The following is a 17459-nucleotide window of genomic DNA, read 5'->3' as shown; positions in this document are numbered from 1 at the left end:
ATTTCTCGAAATGGAGACAGTACAACAAGACCCGCTTCGCGCACAGGACCTCGACGTGCTAACGAACTACGATTTTGTGGCTCGACGCGCCATGGAGTCCCTATTTCGAACATTTGAGAATTTCAGCGAGGGCACGATCGTCGTGGATGCGCAGGCGCGCGTGGTATGGATCAACAAGCGTTATGCTGCACGCTTTGGTTTTGACGAACCTCAAGCGGCGATAGGTCTGGACTGTGAAAAAGTAGTTCCCAACAGCTTGCTGCGGGATGTGGTGGAAACTGGCAAGCCCATCTTGCTTGATGTTCTGGAGACTCAGCAGGATCCCATGGTCGTGATCCGTCTTCCTATTAGGGACAACACAGGTGCTACTGTCGGAGCCGTCGGCTTTGCCTTATTTGATGAACTCAAGACGCTTACGCCCATACTTGCACACTACTCCCGGGCGAAAGAGGAATTGGCCAGTGCGCGTCGCACACTAGAACAAACGCGTCGTGCCAAGCACACCTTCGCAAGTTTTGTAGGAAACTGCTCTGCAACACTGGAGGTCAAGCGGTTGGCGCGCCTTGCTGCTCAGTCTGGGGCTCCTACGCTGCTTTTGGGCGAGACCGGAACCGGCAAGGAGCTTTTGACCCACGCGATCCATGCAGCCTCCTCCCGCTCCGCTGGACCACTAGTGAGCGTAAATGTCGCGGCTATCCCGGATACGCTACTCGAGGTTGAATTCTTCGGTGCAGATCCTGGCGCTTACACAGGGGTAGATCGCAAGGGGCGCAAGGGCAAATTTGAGCTAGCACATCGTGGAACCCTCTTTTTGGATGAGATTGGCGAGATGCCACTTATGCTGCAAAGCAAACTGCTGAGAGCCATCCAGGAGCAAGAGATCGAACCCATAGGTTCTAACCGGGTCATCAGTGTTGACGTGAGAATCATTGCGGCGACTTCAGCTGATTTGCTGGCATTGGTGGAGGCGGGGAAGTTCCGTGCTGATCTCTACTATCGGTTGAACGTGCTCCCCATCCAATTGCCGCCATTGCGGCAACGCCAACCCGATCTGTTGCCTCTGGTCTATGTGCTGCTTGAGGAAATTTGCTCAAAGGTGGAGTGCGATGTACCGGTGCTGACCGAAGCCGCGCTCAAGTTGCTTGGTGAATATCAGTGGCCGGGGAATGTGCGCCAGTTGCGCAACACTCTTGAGCGGTTGGTGGTGACGCACGATAGTGGTGAGGTGGATGGCGGTGAGATATCCTCCTTGCTGGGTGTGCCCGTAGCACCTGCACTAGCACCTTCGGATGAGCCTGCAAAACCAAATGGAGCGGCAGTACGTCCTCTACAACAGTTGGACTACGCCCGGGCCATGGCGCAGTTCGAGGCTCAATACTTGGTTCATGCGCTCCATTCGAACGCCGACAATGTCGCTAGTGCTGCCGCCAGCATAGGCATCAGCCGGGCCTCTTTTTACAAGAAGTTGAGCGCACATAAAAGCTCGGGCCTCATCAATCACCAGTCTGAGCTGTTGTAGAGCAGGGTGCAGCAGCAGTTGGGCAATAGGCTCATGGAGTCAGGCGTAGATGATCCTGATCTAAAAGATTCATGAATGCTACGATGGCGGTATGACCCTGCACGCCGACGAAATGCCCGCCTTACCGCTCGATGCCCAGGGCATTTTGGAGCTAGCTGCGCGCTCCATGTTCCACTTGTTCTCCAACATAAGTCAGGGGATGTTTCTCGTGGATAAGGCGGGGCGTGTCGTTTGGGTGAATGAGGGCTACCGCCGCTTTCTTCCCGATTTGGGTGTGGGTTCGGTGAATCAGTTCGTGGGTCGCATGGTCGAGGAGGTAATCCCCAATACACAGATGCGCCGTGTGCTTGAAACTGGCCAGCCTGTGCTCATCGATCTGCTGACCAACAAGGCCGGCACCTTTGTGGTGAGCCGCATTCCACTGCGTGATGATGTTGACCGGGTAATCGGCGCTATTGGTATTGTATTGTTTGATCACCCAGAGACTACACTGCAACCGCTTATCGGCAAGTTTGCGCTGTTGCAGCGCGATCTAGACGATGCTCGGCGTGAACTGGCTGCACAGCGCGAGCGCTCCAAGGCTGGTATTGTGGGTGGAGGTGAGCGGCGTGCCAAATACACGTTTGCGAGCTTCGTGGGTTCTAGCCCTGCGGCAGTCGAGGTTAAGCGCAGGGCGCGGCGAGCGGCTCAGTCGTCTAGTCCTGTGCTGCTATTGGGTGAAACGGGCACAGGCAAGGAGCTGCTTGCACATGCTATCCACGCGGCGTCGAGTCGCGCAAGTGGTCCCTTCGTCAGTGTGAACATCGCCGCCGTTCCCGACACGCTGCTGGAGGCCGAGTTCTTCGGCGTGGTACCCGGGGCCTATACGGGGGCGGACCGTAAGGGGCGCGATGGCAAGTTCAAGCTGGCCGACGGTGGAACGCTGTTTCTTGACGAGATCGGTGACATGCCGCCAAGCCTTCAGGCCAAGCTGCTTCGCGCGCTGCAAGAGGGCGAGATAGAGCCTTTGGGTAGTAACAGGCTCGTGCCGTTCAACGTGCGTGTGGTGGCGGCAACCTCACGTGATCTGCCTGCGTTGGTGCGCGAGGGACGCTTTCGCGAGGATTTGTTCTACCGTCTGCATGTATTACCCGTGCGCGTTCCGGCGCTGCGTGAACGGCGCAGTGACATTCCTGCGCTAATTGAGGTGCTGTGCGAAGACCTAGCGCTACGCAATGGCACTGCACCGCCCGAGCTGTTGCCTGATGCGATGGCGTTGCTCGCGAGCCAAACATGGCGCGGCAACATCCGAGAACTGCGCAATGTATTGGAGCAGGCTGTCATGCGCTGCGACTCCTTGTCCATCGATGCAATGCAGCTCACTGTCATTTTGCGCGAGGCTGGAGTGGAGCCTGTCGCTCCTGAGCAGAATATTGATGGGCATGGAGGGAGCTCAGACCCGCAAAACCTGCTGCGTCCTCTGGCCGTTCAAGTTGCGGAGCTGGAGCGTCGAGTCATTAAGGCGGCTCTGACTGCCCATGGCGGCAACAAATTAGCTGCAGCCAGGCAACTCGGCATTTCGCGGGCCACCCTCTATGGGAGACTGGAAAACCCTGAATAAATGTCAGGCATATGTCTAATATTTAAACAATAATTTTGTCTAAATTTTAGACGATATGAATTTGATATATAAATTTCTTTAAAAATCAATGGTTTATAAAGTGGCACGAACTGTGCAGTACAAGGGTATTACAATAGGAGACATCACATGCTGCGTCGTACACTGGTCGGCATGGCCGCCCTGGCCACCACTCTCACCACTCTCAGCACTCCGGCATTCAGCCAGTCTGGTGAAATCCGCATCGCCCACGTCTACAGCAAAACCGGCCCACTAGAAGCCTACGGCAAGCAAACCCAAGCAGGCCTGATGATGGGACTGGAATACGCCACTGGCGGTACCATGGTCGTGGGTGGCAAGAAGATTGTTGTCCTCGAAAAAGACGACCAAGGAAAGCCCGACATGGGCAAGAACCTGCTGGCGGCGGCCTATTCAGACGACAAGGCCGATATTGCCGTCGGCCCCACCTCATCGGGCGTGGCGCTGGCGCTGTTGCCGGTTGCGGAGGAATACAAGAAAATCCTGCTGGTGGAGCCCGCCGTGGCCGACGCGATCACGGGCGATAAGTGGAACAAGTACATCTTTCGCACTGGCCGCAATAGCAGCCAGGACGCCATCAGCAACGCAGTGGCGATGGACAAGGACGGTGTCTCAGTGGCCACGTTGGCACAGGACTACGCCTTTGGCCGCGATGGCGTAAAAGCCTTCAAGGATGCGCTCAAGCACGCAAAGATCGTGCACGAGGAATACCTGCCGCAGAACACTACTGACTTCACTGCTGGCATCCAGCGCGTGGCTGATGCGCTCAAGGACAAGCCCGGCCGTAAGGCGATTGAGGTGATCTGGGCTGGCGGCACGCCGCCTTTTAATGCGCTGGCCGCACAAGATTTAAAAAAGCGCTTCAACATTGAGGTGTTCACCGGCGGTAACATCCTGCCCGCCATGGCTAGCTACAAAAACTTCCCCGGCATGGAAGGCGCCACCTACTATTACTTTGGCATTCCCAAGAACCCGGTGAATGAGGCCATGGTGTCAGCGCACTACAAGCAGTTCAAGGCGCCGCCAGACTTTTTTACCGCGGGCGGCTTCAGCGCCGCGATGGCCCTGGTGACAGCGCTCAAGACCACCAACGGCGACACAGGCACCAACAAGCTCATCAAGACCATGGAAGGCATGAGCTTTGATACGCCCAAGGGCCTGATGACCTTCCGCAAGGAAGATCATCAGGCCATGCAAAGCATGTACCACTTCAAGATCAAGGTGGACCCTGCCTTCGCATGGGGCGTGCCAGAGCTGGTGCGAGAGATCACCCCTGAAGATATGAACGTGCCGATTCGCAACAAGCGCTAGACGGCAGGCCGCGCCCGGCAGAGAGGTTGTCGGGAGTTGCCTTACAAGGGTGACCGCCACTTTCCCACTGACTTTATCGACTGCCTGATACCCCTAAGTGCCCGGGGCAGGCGGAGCTTTTCCTAAAAACTTACTACATGGAGACAGACAATATGGCTTCTACACGCATCCAGGCGGCCACCGCCATCGCCGCACTGGCGCTTTTCTCTACAGGAGCGGCTGTTGCCGCCGTCAACCTACCAGCACTCAAGGTGGACAAAACCCAGGTCACGGTGTCGGGCTTGTCGTCCGGCGGGTTCATGGCCGCGCAACTGCATGTGGCCTATTCGGGCACATTTGCCAAGGGCGCGGGCATTGTGGCGGGTGGCCCGTTCTACTGTGCGGAGGGCTCCATCACGAATGCCACAGGCCGCTGCATGAAGACTCCCTCGGGCATCCCTACGAGCAGCTTGGTCAGCACCACCAATACCTGGGCGGGGCAGGGGGCGATTGATCCAGTGGCTAACCTGCAAAACTCCAAGGTGTACCTGTTTTCCGGCACGCTTGACAGCACGGTTAAGCAAGGCGTGATGGATACGCTTCGCACGTATTACAACAGCTTTGTGCCAGACGCCAATGTGGTCTATAAAAAAGACATGGCCGCCGAGCACGCAATGATCACTGACGACTTTGGCAACACCTGTTCCACCAACGGCTCGCCTTATATCAACGATTGCAATTTCGACCTGGCGGGTGCCATTTTGCAGCACCTGTACGGCACGTTGAACCCGCGCAACAACAATGCGTTAGCCGAGGGCAACTACCTTGAGTTCAACCAGAGCGAGTTCATCACCAACCATGGCATGGCTGCCACGGGCTGGGCTTATGTGCCCGAGGCCTGCAAGGCGGGCGGTACCGCCGATTGCAAGCTGCATGTGGTGTTGCATGGCTGCCAGCAGAACGTAAACAGCGTCCAGCAGAAATACGTGCGCAACACCGGCTACAACCGCTGGGCTGACACCAACAATATGGTGGTGATTTACCCCCAAACCACCTACACCGCTACCAATGGCTGCTGGGACTGGTGGGGCTATGACAGCGCCAACTATGCGAAGAAGTCTGGTCCGCAGATGGCTGCCATCAAAGCCATGGTGGATCGTCTCTCCAGTGGTTCTTCAGGCAGCGTTGATCCCGATCCTGTGTTGCCTGCTCCTTCGGGCCTGCGCCTGTGGGGCGCGACCGCCAAGACCATGGAGTTGAGCTGGAACGAAGTCGCTGACGCGAGCGGCTACAACGTCTACCGCAACGGCAGCAAGGTCAATGTGCTGACAGTGGAGTCCACGGGTTATTCGGAAACGAGTCTGGCGGCTGCCACTACCTATAGCTGGGCAGTGCGCGCTGTGGACCTCAACGGGGCCGAAGGTGCGGCATCGAATGCAGTCAGTGGCACAACCTTAGCAAGCGATGGCACCGGCACTGACCCGGTCACCTGCACCACAGCCAGCAACTACGCCCATGTGCAAGCGGGCCGCGCCTATCAGAAAATGGGCAATGCCTATGCCAATGGCTCCAACCAAGCCATGGGGCTGTGGAACATGTTCGTGACCAAGACGCTCAAGCAGACCGGGCCAAATTACTACGTGATTGGCAGTTGCCCCTGAAGTAAAGTGCCAGAGATGCGTTGATTGGATTCGTGCAGCATCCCTGGAGCGCACCGCCTACGAGCGGGCGCGCCCATCTTTTTATTGACTGTGAAAGTGAAGCACCGCCCATGAGCACCTTGGCCACCAAGGATTTGACCATTCGCTTTGGCGGCCATGTGGCGGTCAATGGCGTGAGTTGCGCTTTTGAGCCAGGCACGCTGACCGCCATTGTCGGCCCCAATGGTGCGGGCAAGACCACGTATTTCAACCTCATCTCAGGGCAGTTGCGTGCCTCCAGCGGCTCTGTGATGCTAGGCGAGCAAGATATCACGCGGCAGTCTGCATCGGCGCGTACGCGTGTGGGGGTGGGTCGGGCGTTTCAACTGACCAATCTGTTTCCGAATCTTTCGGTCCTGGAGAACGTGCGCCTGGCTGTACAGGCCCGGCAAGCAGGCAAACACCACCGGGGGCTGAACCTCTGGAGCATCTGGAGCGACCACTCCACACTGGTGGTGCGGGCGCAGGCCATCTTGCAGGCGGTGGCCATGGCCGACCGGGCCGAAACGCCCGTGGCCAGTCTGCCACATGGTGACCAACGCAAGCTCGAAGTCGCATTGCTGATGGCGCTGGAGCCATGCGTGTATATGTTTGACGAGCCCACTGCCGGCATGAGCCATGACGAGGCTCCGGTAATCCTGAACTTGATTCGCGCGCTCAAAAAGGACAAGACCAAGATCATCTTGCTGGTGGAACACAAGATGGACGTGGTGCGCGAGCTGGCCGACCGCATTATCGTGCTAACAAACGGCACGCTGGTGGCCGATGGCGTACCGGCTGAGGTGATCGCGTCGAGCGTGGTGCAAGAAGCCTATCTGGGCATCAGCAAAAATGCTGGTGAGGAAGCCACATGAGTGCCGAAAATCTTCTGCAACTGGAGGGCGTGCACACCCACATCGGGGTCTACCATATCCTGCACGGCGTGGATTTGGCTGTGCCTAAAGGCCAACTGACCATGCTGCTGGGCCGCAATGGCGCGGGCAAGACAACGACGTTGCGTACCATCATGGGTCTGTGGCAGGCCTCTCAGGGCCGTATCCACTTTGGCCCGCGCGACATTACGCGCTTGCAAACGCCCCAGATCGCGAGCCTAAACATTGCCTATGTGCCCGAGAACATGGGCATCTTTGCCGACCTGACGGTCAAAGAGAATTTGCTGCTCGCCGCACGCCAAGCGAGTAACGCCGCGCGTATGGACCAGGAGCGGCTGCAATGGATCTTCCAACTCTTTCCCGCCGTAGAGAAGTTCTGGAACCATCCAGCGGGCAAGCTCAGCGGGGGGCAAAAGCAGATGGTGGCCGTGGCGCGCGCCATCATTGAACCGCGCGATCTGCTTATCGTCGACGAGCCAAGCAAGGGCCTGGCGCCTGCCATTATCAACAACATGATCGAGGCATTTGATCAGTTGAAAAAAAGCGGCGTGACGATTTTGCTCGTCGAGCAGAACATCCACTTTGCTAAGCGCTTGGGCGACAGCGTGGCGGTGATGGACAACGGCCGCGTGGTGCATGCGGGCAGCATGGCTGCGCTCGCGGCCGACGACGCATTGCAGCAATCGCTGCTTGGATTGTCGCTATGAAATTCAAACAGGAAATACCTCTTTCGCGCGCCCCTCAGGCATGGAATGCCATCGATGATGCAGCTATCCATTTGCAGCAAAGGGGCCGTGCATGAATGCCCGCGACTTTGACTGGAAGCCCGTGGCCCTAGTGCCGCTGCTCGCGCTGATCGTGTTACCACTGATCGGCTCGCCTAGTACCTGGCTCACGCTCACGGTGGCGGGGCTGGCCATGGGTATGATCATCTTCATCATCGCGTCGGGCCTGACACTGGTGTTCGGTCTGATGGATGTACTGAACTTTGGCCACGGCGTGTTCATCGCGCTGGGTGCCTTCGTGGCCACGAGCGTGCTCGGCGCCCTGGGCTACTACACCGACAGCAGTGAACTTTGGCGCAACCTTGTGGCCGTGCTGTCGGCCATGGTGGTGGCCATGCTCGTGGCGGGAGCTATCGGCTTGGCGTTCGAGCGCTTTATCGTGCGGCCCGTGTACGGGCAGCACCTCAAGCAGATCCTCATCACCATGGGCGGCATGATCATCGGCGAGGAACTCATCAAGGTCATCTGGGGCCCGCAGCAGATTCCGCTGCCGCTGCCGGGCGGCATGAAAGGCTCCTGGCTTATCGGCGACGCGGCGGTGGAGAAGTACCGCGTGGTGGCTGTGCTCGTGGGGCTGGCAGTATTTGCAGTGCTGGCCTGGACGCTGTCGCGCACCAAGGTAGGCCTCCTGATCCGCGCCGGCGTGCAGGACCGCGAGATGGTCGAGTCGCTGGGCTACCGCATCCGCCGCCTGTTCGTGGGCGTATTCGTGGTGGGCAGCGCGCTCGCCGGACTGGGCGGCGTGATGTGGGGCCTGTACCAGCAAAGCGTGGTGCCGCAGATGGGCGCGCAGGTCAACGTGCTGATCTTCATCGTGATCATCATCGGCGGCCTGGGTAGCACGGGCGGCGCGCTCATCGGCGCGCTGCTTGTGGGGCTTATGGCCAACTACACGGGCTTTCTCGTGCCCAAGGTGGCGCTGTTCTCCAACATCGCCCTCATGGTGGCCGTGCTGCTGTGGCGCCCGCAGGGCGTGTACCCCGTGGCGAACCGCTGAAGAAGGCAACTACATGCTGAACCGACTCCTCTCCGGCGACTATCCGCGAAGCCGCGTGCTGGCCGCCATACTCATGGCCCTGCTGCTGGGCCTGGCGCTCGCGCCCTTCATCTTTCCCGGTGTCAAGGCGCTGTCCGTGGCCGCCAAGGTGTTGGTGTTCGTGGTGCTGGTGGCGAGCTTCGATCTGCTGCTGGGCTACACGGGCATCGTGAGCTTCGCGCACACCATGTTCTTCGGCATCGGCGCCTATGGCGTGGCCGTGGCCACCACGCGCATGGGGCCCACCTGGTCGGCGCTGGCCGTGGGCTTAGCGGGGGCGCTCATGCTCTCGCTGCTGCTGTCGCTCGCCGTGGGCCTGTTCTCGCTGCGCGTGCGTGCCATCTTCTTCGCGATGATCACGCTGGCGGTGGCTGCCGCGTTCCAGACGCTGGCATCGCAGCTGTCCGACATCACGGGCGGCGAGGATGGACTTACCTTCAAGGTGCCCGAGATCCTGTCGCCGAGCTTCGAGCTCTTCGACGATCCGTTCCTCGGCGTCACTATCGACGGGCGCCTGATCTGCTACTACCTGCTCTTCGTGGCCGCCGTGCTGCTGGTGCTCGCGCTGCTGCGCATCGTGAACTCGCCGTTCGGCCGCGTGCTGCAGGCCATCCGCGAGAACGAGTTCCGCGCCGAGGCCATCGGCTACCGCGTGGTGGTGTACCGCACCACGTCGAGTGTCATCTCTGCACTGTTCGCCACGCTCGCGGGAGCCATGCTCGCGCTCTGGCTGCGCTACAACGGACCCGAAACGTCCCTCTCGTTCGAGATCATGATGGACTGCCTGCTCATCGTCGTCATAGGTGGCATGGGCACCATCTACGGCTCAGTCATTGGCGCCGTGCTGTTCCTGGCGGCGCAGAGCTACTTGCAGGACCTGTTGCGCCTCGCGAGTGAAGCAACGTCTGCGCTACCCTGGCTCTCGGCGCTGCTCTCGCCGGACCGCTGGCTATTGTGGCTCGGCCTGTTGTTCGTACTGTCGGTCTACTACTTCCCCACCGGCGTGGTGGGAAGGCTGCGTGTGAGCACTCAGCGCAAGGTTTGATGATTTCCTCTGGCATCTATTCCCTGTTTACGTGAATACAACAGGAGACAAAGCCCATGAAGGAGGCTTGAACGCCGTGTGGCTCGCAGGCTCCGTCATTATTCCCGACAAATACCCGGCATTCGCGGCAGGCGATGCTATCCCCTGTCTCGCCACGATGAAGAGACCGATCCACTAGTCAATTGAACACAAGATCAGTGGTAGTAGGCACGAACAAATTTGTTTCCCGTTCTCTATTCCTATAACAAGGTCTTCCCCCTATGTTTCCCTCATCTCACTACACCACTTGCGCGGGCTACGAAGTCCATTTCATGGAATGGGGTGCTCGCGATGCACCTGTGGTGATTGCTTGGCATGGCCTGGCACGCACGGGGCGTGATATGGATGATCTAGCTGCACATCTGAGCGGCCGCTACCGGGTGATCTGCCCCGACACGTTGGGCAGAGGCCTGAGCCAGTGGGCAACAAAGCCCGAGGAGGAATACTGCCTGGCTTTCTACGCGCGGCTCGCAGGCGATCTGTTCGAGAGGCTTGGCGTCGAGCGTGCGCACTGGATTGGCACTTCAATGGGCGGCGCCATTGGCACCGTTGGCGCGGCTGGCCGCTACGAGCCTCGGCTAAAGGGGCGAATCCGCAGCCTGCTGCTTAATGACAACGCACCACGCCTTGCTGACGAGGCCCTGGCGCGCATAAAGGCATATGCTGGTCGTCCGCCCGTATTTGACACGGTTCATGAGCTCGAGGCTTTTTTTAGAGAGGTTTACCTCCCCTACGGGTGGCTCAGTGACGCGCAGTGGCGCCGCCTGACCGAAACCTCTATGCGCCGCTTGCCCGATGGTCGTGTGACAACACACTACGACCCGGATATGGTGCAGCAATTCACTAAATACGAAAATGACTATCTGATATGGGATCACTACGATGCGTTAGATATCCCTGTAATGTGCTTACGTGGAGAGCATTCCGATCTAGTCCTACGCGAGGTAACAGATGAAATGCTTAGGCGTGGCCCTGGCATGCACGGACTACTCCAGGTCGTGGAGGTGCCAAACTGCGGCCATGCACCTGCGCTCAACACGCCTAGGCACTATGCAATAGTGGACCGTTTCTTAGCGCACGCAGAAAATTTTGAGCGGTCCTGTAATTTGTCTGTACGGGACGGCGCCATCATAGGGTAATGAATCGCCCCGGGATTGAGCTGACCCCCAGAAGTTGGACGAACTTCAAGGGGTTTCATGAAGAAGTACGAGACGGAGTTCAAACTGGAAGTGGTCCAGAGCTTCTTGGCAGGCGAAGGCGGCGCGAAGCTTTTGGCTCGTCGGTGGTCGGTGCCTGAGGAGAAGGTCCGCACCTGGGTGAGCCACTACCGACTGTACGGCATCGACGGCTTGCGCCCCAAGCGCAGCGCGTACAGTGCGCAGTTCAAGCTGCAGGTGCTGGTTCATCAGGATTGAGAGCAGCTCTCCAGCCGCCAGGTCGCAGCGCTCTATGACATCCGCAATTCCAATCAGGTCGTGGTCTGGCGACGCAATCTCGATCAAGGCCGCCTGCAGGCGCGCGAGAGCGGGAAAGAAGAACAGCCCAAGATGAAGCCAAAACGACGTTCTGCAGAACCGTTGAGCACGGTCGTTGCCGATGCGGAGAAAATCCTGCGAGAAGAGAACGACCGACTGCGCGCGGAGGTCGCGTACCTAAAAAAATTGCATGCCTTGATCCGGTCGAAGATGTCAGCTGCGCCGACAAAGCGCGCCTGATTACCGGGTTGAGGCATGACTATAAGCTGGCGGACTTGTTGGAGGTAGCAGGCTTGGCGCGCAGCACGTTCTACTACCAGTGCCAGGCGGCCCAGCGCGTCGACCAACAACGAGCCATGGAGGCCAGAATTCGTACTGTGTATGACGAGCACAAGGGCCGCTACGGATACCGGCGGATCACGGCAGCGCTGTGTAATTCAATGGCGGAGCCGGTCAACCACAAGTGCGTGCAGCGTCTGATGCAAAAGATGGGGCTGCGTGCGTTGATCCGGGCGAAGAAGCGCTCCCGGCATATCCCGGGCATGAGTGATGCGCACGTACCCAACGTTCTGCGGCGTGACTTCTGCGCGACTGCGCCGAACCAGAAGTGGGCGAGCGATGTCACCGAGTTCAATGTACGCGGCCAAAAGCTTTACCTGTCAGCCTGCATGGACCTGTACTGCGGCGAGATCGTCTCGTACCGCATGGCACGGCGGCCAGTCTTCGAGCTGGTTTCCGGCACGCTCGAGACAGCGCTCTCGCGCGCCAAGTCCGCCGCTGACCTGATCGTGCACTCCGACCAAGGTTGGCACTACAAGATGCAGCCCTACAGAGCGATGCTGGCGAGTTATGGTGTCAAGCAAAGCCTTCAAGAAGGCTTTCATCGAACGTGCCCTGGCCGGCGAGAAGAACCATCACTTGGGTTACCCTGTCGGCGCAGACAAGCCTGACGCGGTGAACAATCAGCGAAACGGCAAGGGGACCAAGACGGTATTGATCGAGGATGGCCAGATCCGCGTTAATGTACCCTGTGACCGCGAGGGCAGCTTCGCCCCACTGTTGATCCCCAAGCACGAGCGTCGCTTCATACGCTTCGACGACAAGATCGTCGCCTTGTATGCCCGAGGCATGACGGTACGGGAGATCGAGAACCTTGTGCTAGAGTAATGCGCCACCGAGGTATCGCCCGATTAGCCCGGCTAAACAGCGCCACTCAAATGAAGTCGCTCAGCCCAAGATTGGAAGCAGGCCATAAGTCAATTCGCTATCCTTTAAGTTGAGCGATTCAGTCAACCTTCTGTATAATTCCCATCTCGCCCTAAACACGGAGTTTCTGAGTTTCCCGCCAAGGTCTGATTGCCCAATTGCAGCAAGAAAAAAAGGCACACATACCGAGGCAATTGCCTCGGTATGTGTGCCATATGTACGTCGACACTCCAGCTGAAATTCTGTGTCTAGCTTATCTACATCTGCCCTAGCAACATCCACCCCTTCTCAGTCTTCACCATCGTACGCTCGGCTTGCATACCCACGACTGCACCCTTGCGCGAGAAGTAAGGGTCAATGTTCTTTCCTCCTTGAGCTGCGTTCTCATAGAGTAAGCCCAGCGGCGTCTTTGGATCAAAGCTCATACATCCAAAGGGCACCGTTGGTTTGGAGATCCGATCAAACCGTCTTATACCGTTATCGAGATAACTACTCAACATACCCTGGGCTTGTTTGTCATATTTCTCGAAAATCTCATTGGCATTCTTCTTGATCCACTCTCCCATCTGTTGACGTTTTTCATCTGCCCTAGCTTTTGCTACACGCTCTTGCTCCCATAACTCGGGTGACGCGCCTCCGTTAAACATAGCCTCTTTGTACTCTGCTCTCTCCGCATCGTACGCATCATCTATTTTTGAGCGTGCTTCATCAATTTCTTTGTTGAAGTCCTGAATGGCAAGGCCCCAGGCCCAAAAGATCTCATTGGCCTTGTCAAAGTTGTCCCACGACTCCAAAAGTTTGCCGGTGATCTTCACATTGACATCCCCCGTGAACTTTACATGGATGCGCTCTTTGTTTTGCGGATCGCCGTACTGCGTATTGAGCACCTCCACATTTGTCACCGAAGCATATTCGCAGTTTTTCTGAACCTCAAGGGTCATTGCCTTTTCAATCTCTGCAGAGGACGGTTTGCCAGAGCAGCCGACCAGGAACACGCCTGCGAATAGAGCCACAAAAGCGCTCTTCGCAGGCGTTTGGGGAAATGTCCTTTTTCCCAAAAGTGCACTAGATATTTTGTTCGTTTTCATAAAAGTCTCATTAGAAAAAGTGGGATGGATCTCCACCCCAAGCCAGCTTTCCTACTGGAAGCAAACGGTGATAGCAATTGGTGCGTGTGGTGCTTATTGATTGATATGTGATGCAAACTCCGTAGATGTAAATGTATCAGAAAGACATGCTGGAGGGATGTCTGCCAAACCGACCCCACCGTCCCGACTGCCTGATCCGAACAACCTGCTTGAAGTGCTGGCCTATTGGATCCGGCTCAAGCGGGTGGACAAGGGCTGGTCGCAGGAGCGGTTGGCGATGGAGTGCGAACTGGACCGCACCTATGTGTCAGCCGTGGAGCGATCACGCTGGAATGTGTCGCTCTCCAATATCGAGCGGCTGGCTCAGGCCTTGGGAGTGGAGCCTTGGACGCTTTTAAAACCTCCGGCAAGTCACCCTACGAGTGTTACCGGCACGTAGTGAGATTTGGAGGGGCAGGTACAGTTGGATTTGAATTTGCACCAGTAACACAAAGGCAGACCCCGCAAGGCCTGCCTTTATGCCGTCCAAGTTCATCGATCAAGGTGCATTAATCCCTTACCGCGGGCACTGCGGGTTTGACGACAATGCAGGCTGTCACCCTGCAATGCATGGCTTCACCGTCTGTACTGGCAAGTCGCCAACTGCCATCCACCTGAGGACGCAGCTTTGCGCCAAACCCGCTACCCCAAGGCGCAGGCCAGTGGGGGCCAACCACCAGCAGTGCATGTACGGTGCTATCCGTAGCAGTGCTGTCGATAGATCTTTGCATGGGCCTGTCAGCACGGGCTTGGTGCCATGCCTCCATACCAACCATCCAGGCCCAGCGCACATTGGGGGCGCTGTCATTGCGTTTCACTTTGCGATCCAGGCTTTCCAGCCGCAGCAAAGCGCATCCCCCGGCATGCAGCACCTGAGTCATATCCGCTGCAATATCCGCAGCCACATTCGCATCGATATTCGCCGCAATATCGATGGGTTGGTATGTCGTATCGCCGCACTCGCGCATTTGGACAGAACAATCCGGTAAAAACGCTTGCAGCGCCTGCGCCAGAGCAGCAGGCTCAGGGTGCGGCATTGGCGTGATCACCAGGGACTGCGGCGGTACTGCACTCGGGCTCATCACGGCAGCGCACTGTCGTGCGCACCACCAAGCGCCTTGCGGATCACCAGATCGGGCCCTGGCCGATGGTGCTTCTGGCAGGGCTGGCATGATTGGTAGAGGCAGCGCCTTCCAGCGCCATGCACCTGCACTGTTTCTCGCCACATGCGACCAGACGCCATCGAACCTGAGTCCATCCATGTAGCGCTGCTCCAAATGGAAGGAGCGTGATAGCACAGGTTCATGCTTGGATTTCTTGACCATGACAGGCCTCCTGTTGGTAAGCGCTATCCTGGCCGGGGTCTGCCGCAGGATAGAACTCCTGGAGCACGCCAGCGGCTTCCTCTGCGCTCTCCTCAAACACCCCCAGGGCATAGCCTGCGCGGGCTGCTGCGTCCAAGGCCGCTTGGTCCAATCCCATCTGCCGGGCATGCTCCGCCGCTTCCCGGGCCTTGTGCACGGCTGCTTCCAGACTCAAACTCTGGCGAACGCACAGATCCACGTAGTAGATAGGCGAGCGATGCGACTGCGCGGTAGATTTACCCCGCAAGCGCAGCTCCAGCGGCAGGTAGGCCAGCAGTCCTCCCGAGATCGCCTGGAAGTACTGCATGCGCGCCATCAATGTGCGAACCGTGTTGACGCCAGTAGTGCGCAGCACAAAGGTACTGCAGGCATCAACTTGGTTGGCTGGATGGTCGATGCGCACATGAAAGCGCCCAAAGAGCTTGCAGCTCCCCTCCATCCCGAGCGCACAGTGATCTGGCCCGGGACAGGGGTGAGACTCCACAATGCCTTGGCGCACCCGTTTGCAACTTTCGCCGTCGCCCACACAGACGGGCCTGGCCGTAGCCCGGTCAAACAGGGTGTAGGCGGCACGCAAGTTCAGCCCAGGATCATTGAACAAGAGACGTACCGGGATGCTGCGCAGCTTGGGTGGTGCCTGAATTGGCCTGGTGGTAGTCATACCAGAGGCGGGGGCAGCATTTGCAGCAGTTCCTGCATCTGTATTAGGCGTCTGCTGATTCAGTGGCTCCGAAGATGCACCTTGCACCTTGGCCCGCTCTGCGAGTTTGCCCTGCAGGTTGGCTTTGGGAGGTGGCGAGGCATCAGGGATCGAGCGGGAGAATAGCTGCTCCGATTCTTGCACCTGCAGGCCCGCCGGATTGGCAGGCATTGGCGCAGTTGCCGGATTTGCTGAGTGCGCAACCTGCGAACGCAGAGCGGCATCCATGGGATGCAATACCCAGCCTGCACGGTTTTGTACCTGGGTGGTGATGGTGAACTCATCATCCTTCTCGGGCAAACGCTTGCCATTGCGCTCGACCATCTTGCCGATGGCAATTCGGCCAACGACAGGCGGCGTCATCATCAGTCCTTGGATCATAAAAAGGGCGCTCCTCATAAAAGAATAGCCCCGGCGCGAGCGCTGGGGCGATGAAGAAGTGAATAGGTGAACAGCGGTCAATGACCCGGCATGTCCTCGGCCTGTACCAGGAACCGCCTTCTGCCCGCCTTGGGCTGCATGTAGCGGGAAGCGATTTCCGGGTGCTCTTGCTGAAACCGCGCTGCATCGAAGGTCTGCCCCTCCTTGCTGCGCTTCCAGCTGATGCTTCCGCTGTCAAAGCTGGCACGGGAGGCTGACCCCATCCGCTGTTGGATCTGGTGCTTGAGCAAAGCCTCCTGTGACTCCCAATCATTGATCTGCTGCCGCACCTGTAGGAGTTGGGCAAAGGCTTGTGAAGCAGTAACGTCTTCCGACAGATCAATGGTTTCGCCCGAATCTTGCGGATAGATACAGCGCAGCGCCAGATCGGCACTGTCAGAGGCATCAGCCGGTGGTTGCTCTCCCCGCTGAACCCAACCCCAGAATTGTTCTTCCAGCGCAATGAGCTGCGCGATCATGGCCTCATCGCGCTCTATGCGATGGATCTGCAACTCCTGACCACCGATCAGCACGGCAACATCCGCAGCCTGCTTGCCGGTCACGGCCAACTGGTGCATGACCTGCAGTTGCACATACTCGGGCACACCGTCCTTCCAGAGCTTGGCACCATGGATGCCTGCGGTCTTGCATTCCAGGATCTGGACATCTGGGGCACCCACGACCTCCCGGTCGATGTTGGCCAGCATCCAGGGAATGCGGGGATGGCCCAGGACGGCATTGACGCGGCGCACCCGGCGTCCGGTACGTTTGGTGTAGTGGGCTGCCACGATGGGTTCGAGCAAAGTGCCCCAGTACAGCGGAGAAGTCTCATCGTTAGGATCGATGGACGGCAGCATATCGGCCTTGCCGGACTTGTGCATCCAGAGCTCCAGCTGGGACTGGTAGGGGCTCAGACCCACGGCGGCAGCGGCATCGGAGCTGCCGATGCCGCGTCTGCGCACATCGAGCCAGCTCTCGCGGGGCAGATCCCGGGTGGAGACCAGGCGCAGCGCTGGGCGCGGGGTGGGACCCGCCGACCTGGCATGAGGCACAGAACGATTTGGCGCAGAGGGATTGGCGGGAACAGGCTGCAAGGCCTGCTGCGAGGGAACAACGGTAATAGGCATCAAACCTCCAAAGGAAAGAAGAGCACGCCCAAAGCACAGAAGCCCTCGCCACGGAAATAGCGAAGGCTTCTGGCTGGGACTGGTCGAATATGGCCGGGAATGGTAAAAATTCACCGTG

Annotated in this window: 17 protein-coding genes and 1 pseudogene; 14 read left to right on the top strand and 4 right to left on the bottom strand. The window is 58.2% G+C overall.

Annotated features, from left to right (window positions below):
• Positions 1–10 precede the first annotated feature (10 nt).
• The 13 genes and pseudogenes from LAD35_RS10820 to LAD35_RS10760 form a co-directional block, all read left to right on the top strand.
• A complete protein-coding gene (locus LAD35_RS10820; RefSeq protein WP_224149086.1) occupies positions 11–1519 on the top strand; it encodes a sigma-54 interaction domain-containing protein in 1509 nt (502 codons plus the stop codon).
• 91 nt (positions 1520–1610) lie between these two features.
• Positions 1611–3119 carry a sigma-54 interaction domain-containing protein gene (locus tag LAD35_RS10815; RefSeq protein WP_224149085.1) on the top strand — a complete coding sequence of 503 codons (1509 nt, stop codon included), beginning with the start codon at positions 1611–1613 and terminating at the stop codon, positions 3117–3119.
• Positions 3120–3266: 147 nt separating this feature from the next.
• On the top strand, positions 3267–4466 hold the full coding sequence (locus LAD35_RS10810) for a substrate-binding domain-containing protein (protein ID WP_224149084.1): 1200 nt from the start codon (positions 3267–3269) through the stop codon (positions 4464–4466).
• Between the two features lie 152 nt (positions 4467–4618).
• Complete coding sequence (locus LAD35_RS10805) at positions 4619–6106, top strand: extracellular catalytic domain type 2 short-chain-length polyhydroxyalkanoate depolymerase (protein ID WP_224149083.1); 1488 nt, start codon at positions 4619–4621, stop codon at positions 6104–6106.
• A gap of 110 nt (positions 6107–6216) precedes the next feature.
• Complete coding sequence (locus tag LAD35_RS10800) at positions 6217–6999, top strand: ABC transporter ATP-binding protein (RefSeq protein WP_224149082.1); 783 nt, start codon at positions 6217–6219, stop codon at positions 6997–6999.
• Entirely contained in the window at positions 6996–7724 is a 729-nt protein-coding gene (locus LAD35_RS10795; RefSeq protein WP_224149081.1) for a branched-chain amino acid ABC transporter ATP-binding protein, read from the top strand. The genes LAD35_RS10800 and LAD35_RS10795 overlap by 4 nt, the downstream gene beginning before the upstream one ends.
• Positions 7725–7815: 91 nt before the next feature.
• Entirely contained in the window at positions 7816–8799 is a 984-nt protein-coding gene (locus LAD35_RS10790) for a branched-chain amino acid ABC transporter permease (RefSeq protein ID WP_224149080.1), read from the top strand.
• A 13-nt stretch (positions 8800–8812) separates the two neighbouring features.
• Positions 8813–9883 carry a branched-chain amino acid ABC transporter permease gene (locus LAD35_RS10785; RefSeq protein ID WP_224149079.1) on the top strand — a complete coding sequence of 357 codons (1071 nt, stop codon included), beginning with the start codon at positions 8813–8815 and terminating at the stop codon, positions 9881–9883.
• 260 nt (positions 9884–10143) lie between these two features.
• The gene (locus LAD35_RS10780; RefSeq protein WP_224149078.1) at positions 10144–11061 is read left to right on the top strand and encodes an alpha/beta fold hydrolase; all 918 of its coding nucleotides are present in this window, start codon (positions 10144–10146) and stop codon (positions 11059–11061) included.
• 57 nt (positions 11062–11118) lie between these two features.
• Positions 11119–11337 (top strand): helix-turn-helix domain-containing protein, encoded by a 219-nt coding sequence (locus LAD35_RS10775; protein WP_224149077.1) that lies wholly within the window; start codon positions 11119–11121, stop codon positions 11335–11337.
• Between the two features lie 60 nt (positions 11338–11397).
• Positions 11398–11637 (top strand): hypothetical protein, encoded by a 240-nt coding sequence (locus LAD35_RS10770; protein WP_224149076.1) that lies wholly within the window; start codon positions 11398–11400, stop codon positions 11635–11637.
• Between the two features lie 8 nt (positions 11638–11645).
• Positions 11646–12347 carry an IS3 family transposase gene (locus LAD35_RS10765; protein ID WP_317986697.1) on the top strand — a complete coding sequence of 234 codons (702 nt, stop codon included), beginning with the start codon at positions 11646–11648 and terminating at the stop codon, positions 12345–12347.
• Positions 12253–12561, top strand: a pseudogene (locus LAD35_RS10760) (transposase); the annotation flags it as partial. The gene LAD35_RS10765 and the pseudogene LAD35_RS10760, both read left to right, overlap by 95 nt.
• 299 nt (positions 12562–12860) lie before the next feature.
• Here LAD35_RS10760 and LAD35_RS10755 read toward each other — a convergent pair.
• Positions 12861–13691 (bottom strand): hypothetical protein, encoded by an 831-nt coding sequence (locus tag LAD35_RS10755; RefSeq protein ID WP_224149075.1) that lies wholly within the window; start codon positions 13689–13691, stop codon positions 12861–12863.
• Between the two features lie 157 nt (positions 13692–13848).
• On the opposite strand from LAD35_RS10755, the gene LAD35_RS10750 reads away from it, so the two are divergent.
• On the top strand, positions 13849–14130 hold the full coding sequence (locus LAD35_RS10750; RefSeq protein ID WP_224149074.1) for a helix-turn-helix domain-containing protein: 282 nt from the start codon (positions 13849–13851) through the stop codon (positions 14128–14130).
• Positions 14131–14239: 109 nt separating this feature from the next.
• Here the strand turns inward: LAD35_RS10750 and LAD35_RS10745 are convergent, their stop codons facing one another.
• From LAD35_RS10745 to LAD35_RS10735, 3 genes are all read right to left on the bottom strand, one after another.
• Complete coding sequence (locus LAD35_RS10745) at positions 14240–15055, bottom strand: hypothetical protein (protein WP_224149073.1); 816 nt, start codon at positions 15053–15055, stop codon at positions 14240–14242.
• Entirely contained in the window at positions 15033–16175 is a 1143-nt protein-coding gene (locus tag LAD35_RS10740) for a recombination directionality factor (RefSeq protein ID WP_224149072.1), read from the bottom strand. Before LAD35_RS10740 ends, LAD35_RS10745 begins: the two co-directional genes overlap by 23 nt.
• A gap of 77 nt (positions 16176–16252) precedes the next feature.
• The gene (locus LAD35_RS10735) at positions 16253–17341 is read right to left on the bottom strand and encodes a YqaJ viral recombinase family nuclease (RefSeq protein ID WP_224149071.1); all 1089 of its coding nucleotides are present in this window, start codon (positions 17339–17341) and stop codon (positions 16253–16255) included.
• Positions 17342–17459 lie beyond the last annotated feature (118 nt).

The sequence above is a fragment of the Comamonas odontotermitis genome (genome assembly GCF_020080045.1).
Lineage (GTDB): Bacteria > Pseudomonadota > Gammaproteobacteria > Burkholderiales > Burkholderiaceae_C > Comamonas > Comamonas odontotermitis.
This window is presented reverse-complemented; position numbering and strand designations above follow the sequence as displayed.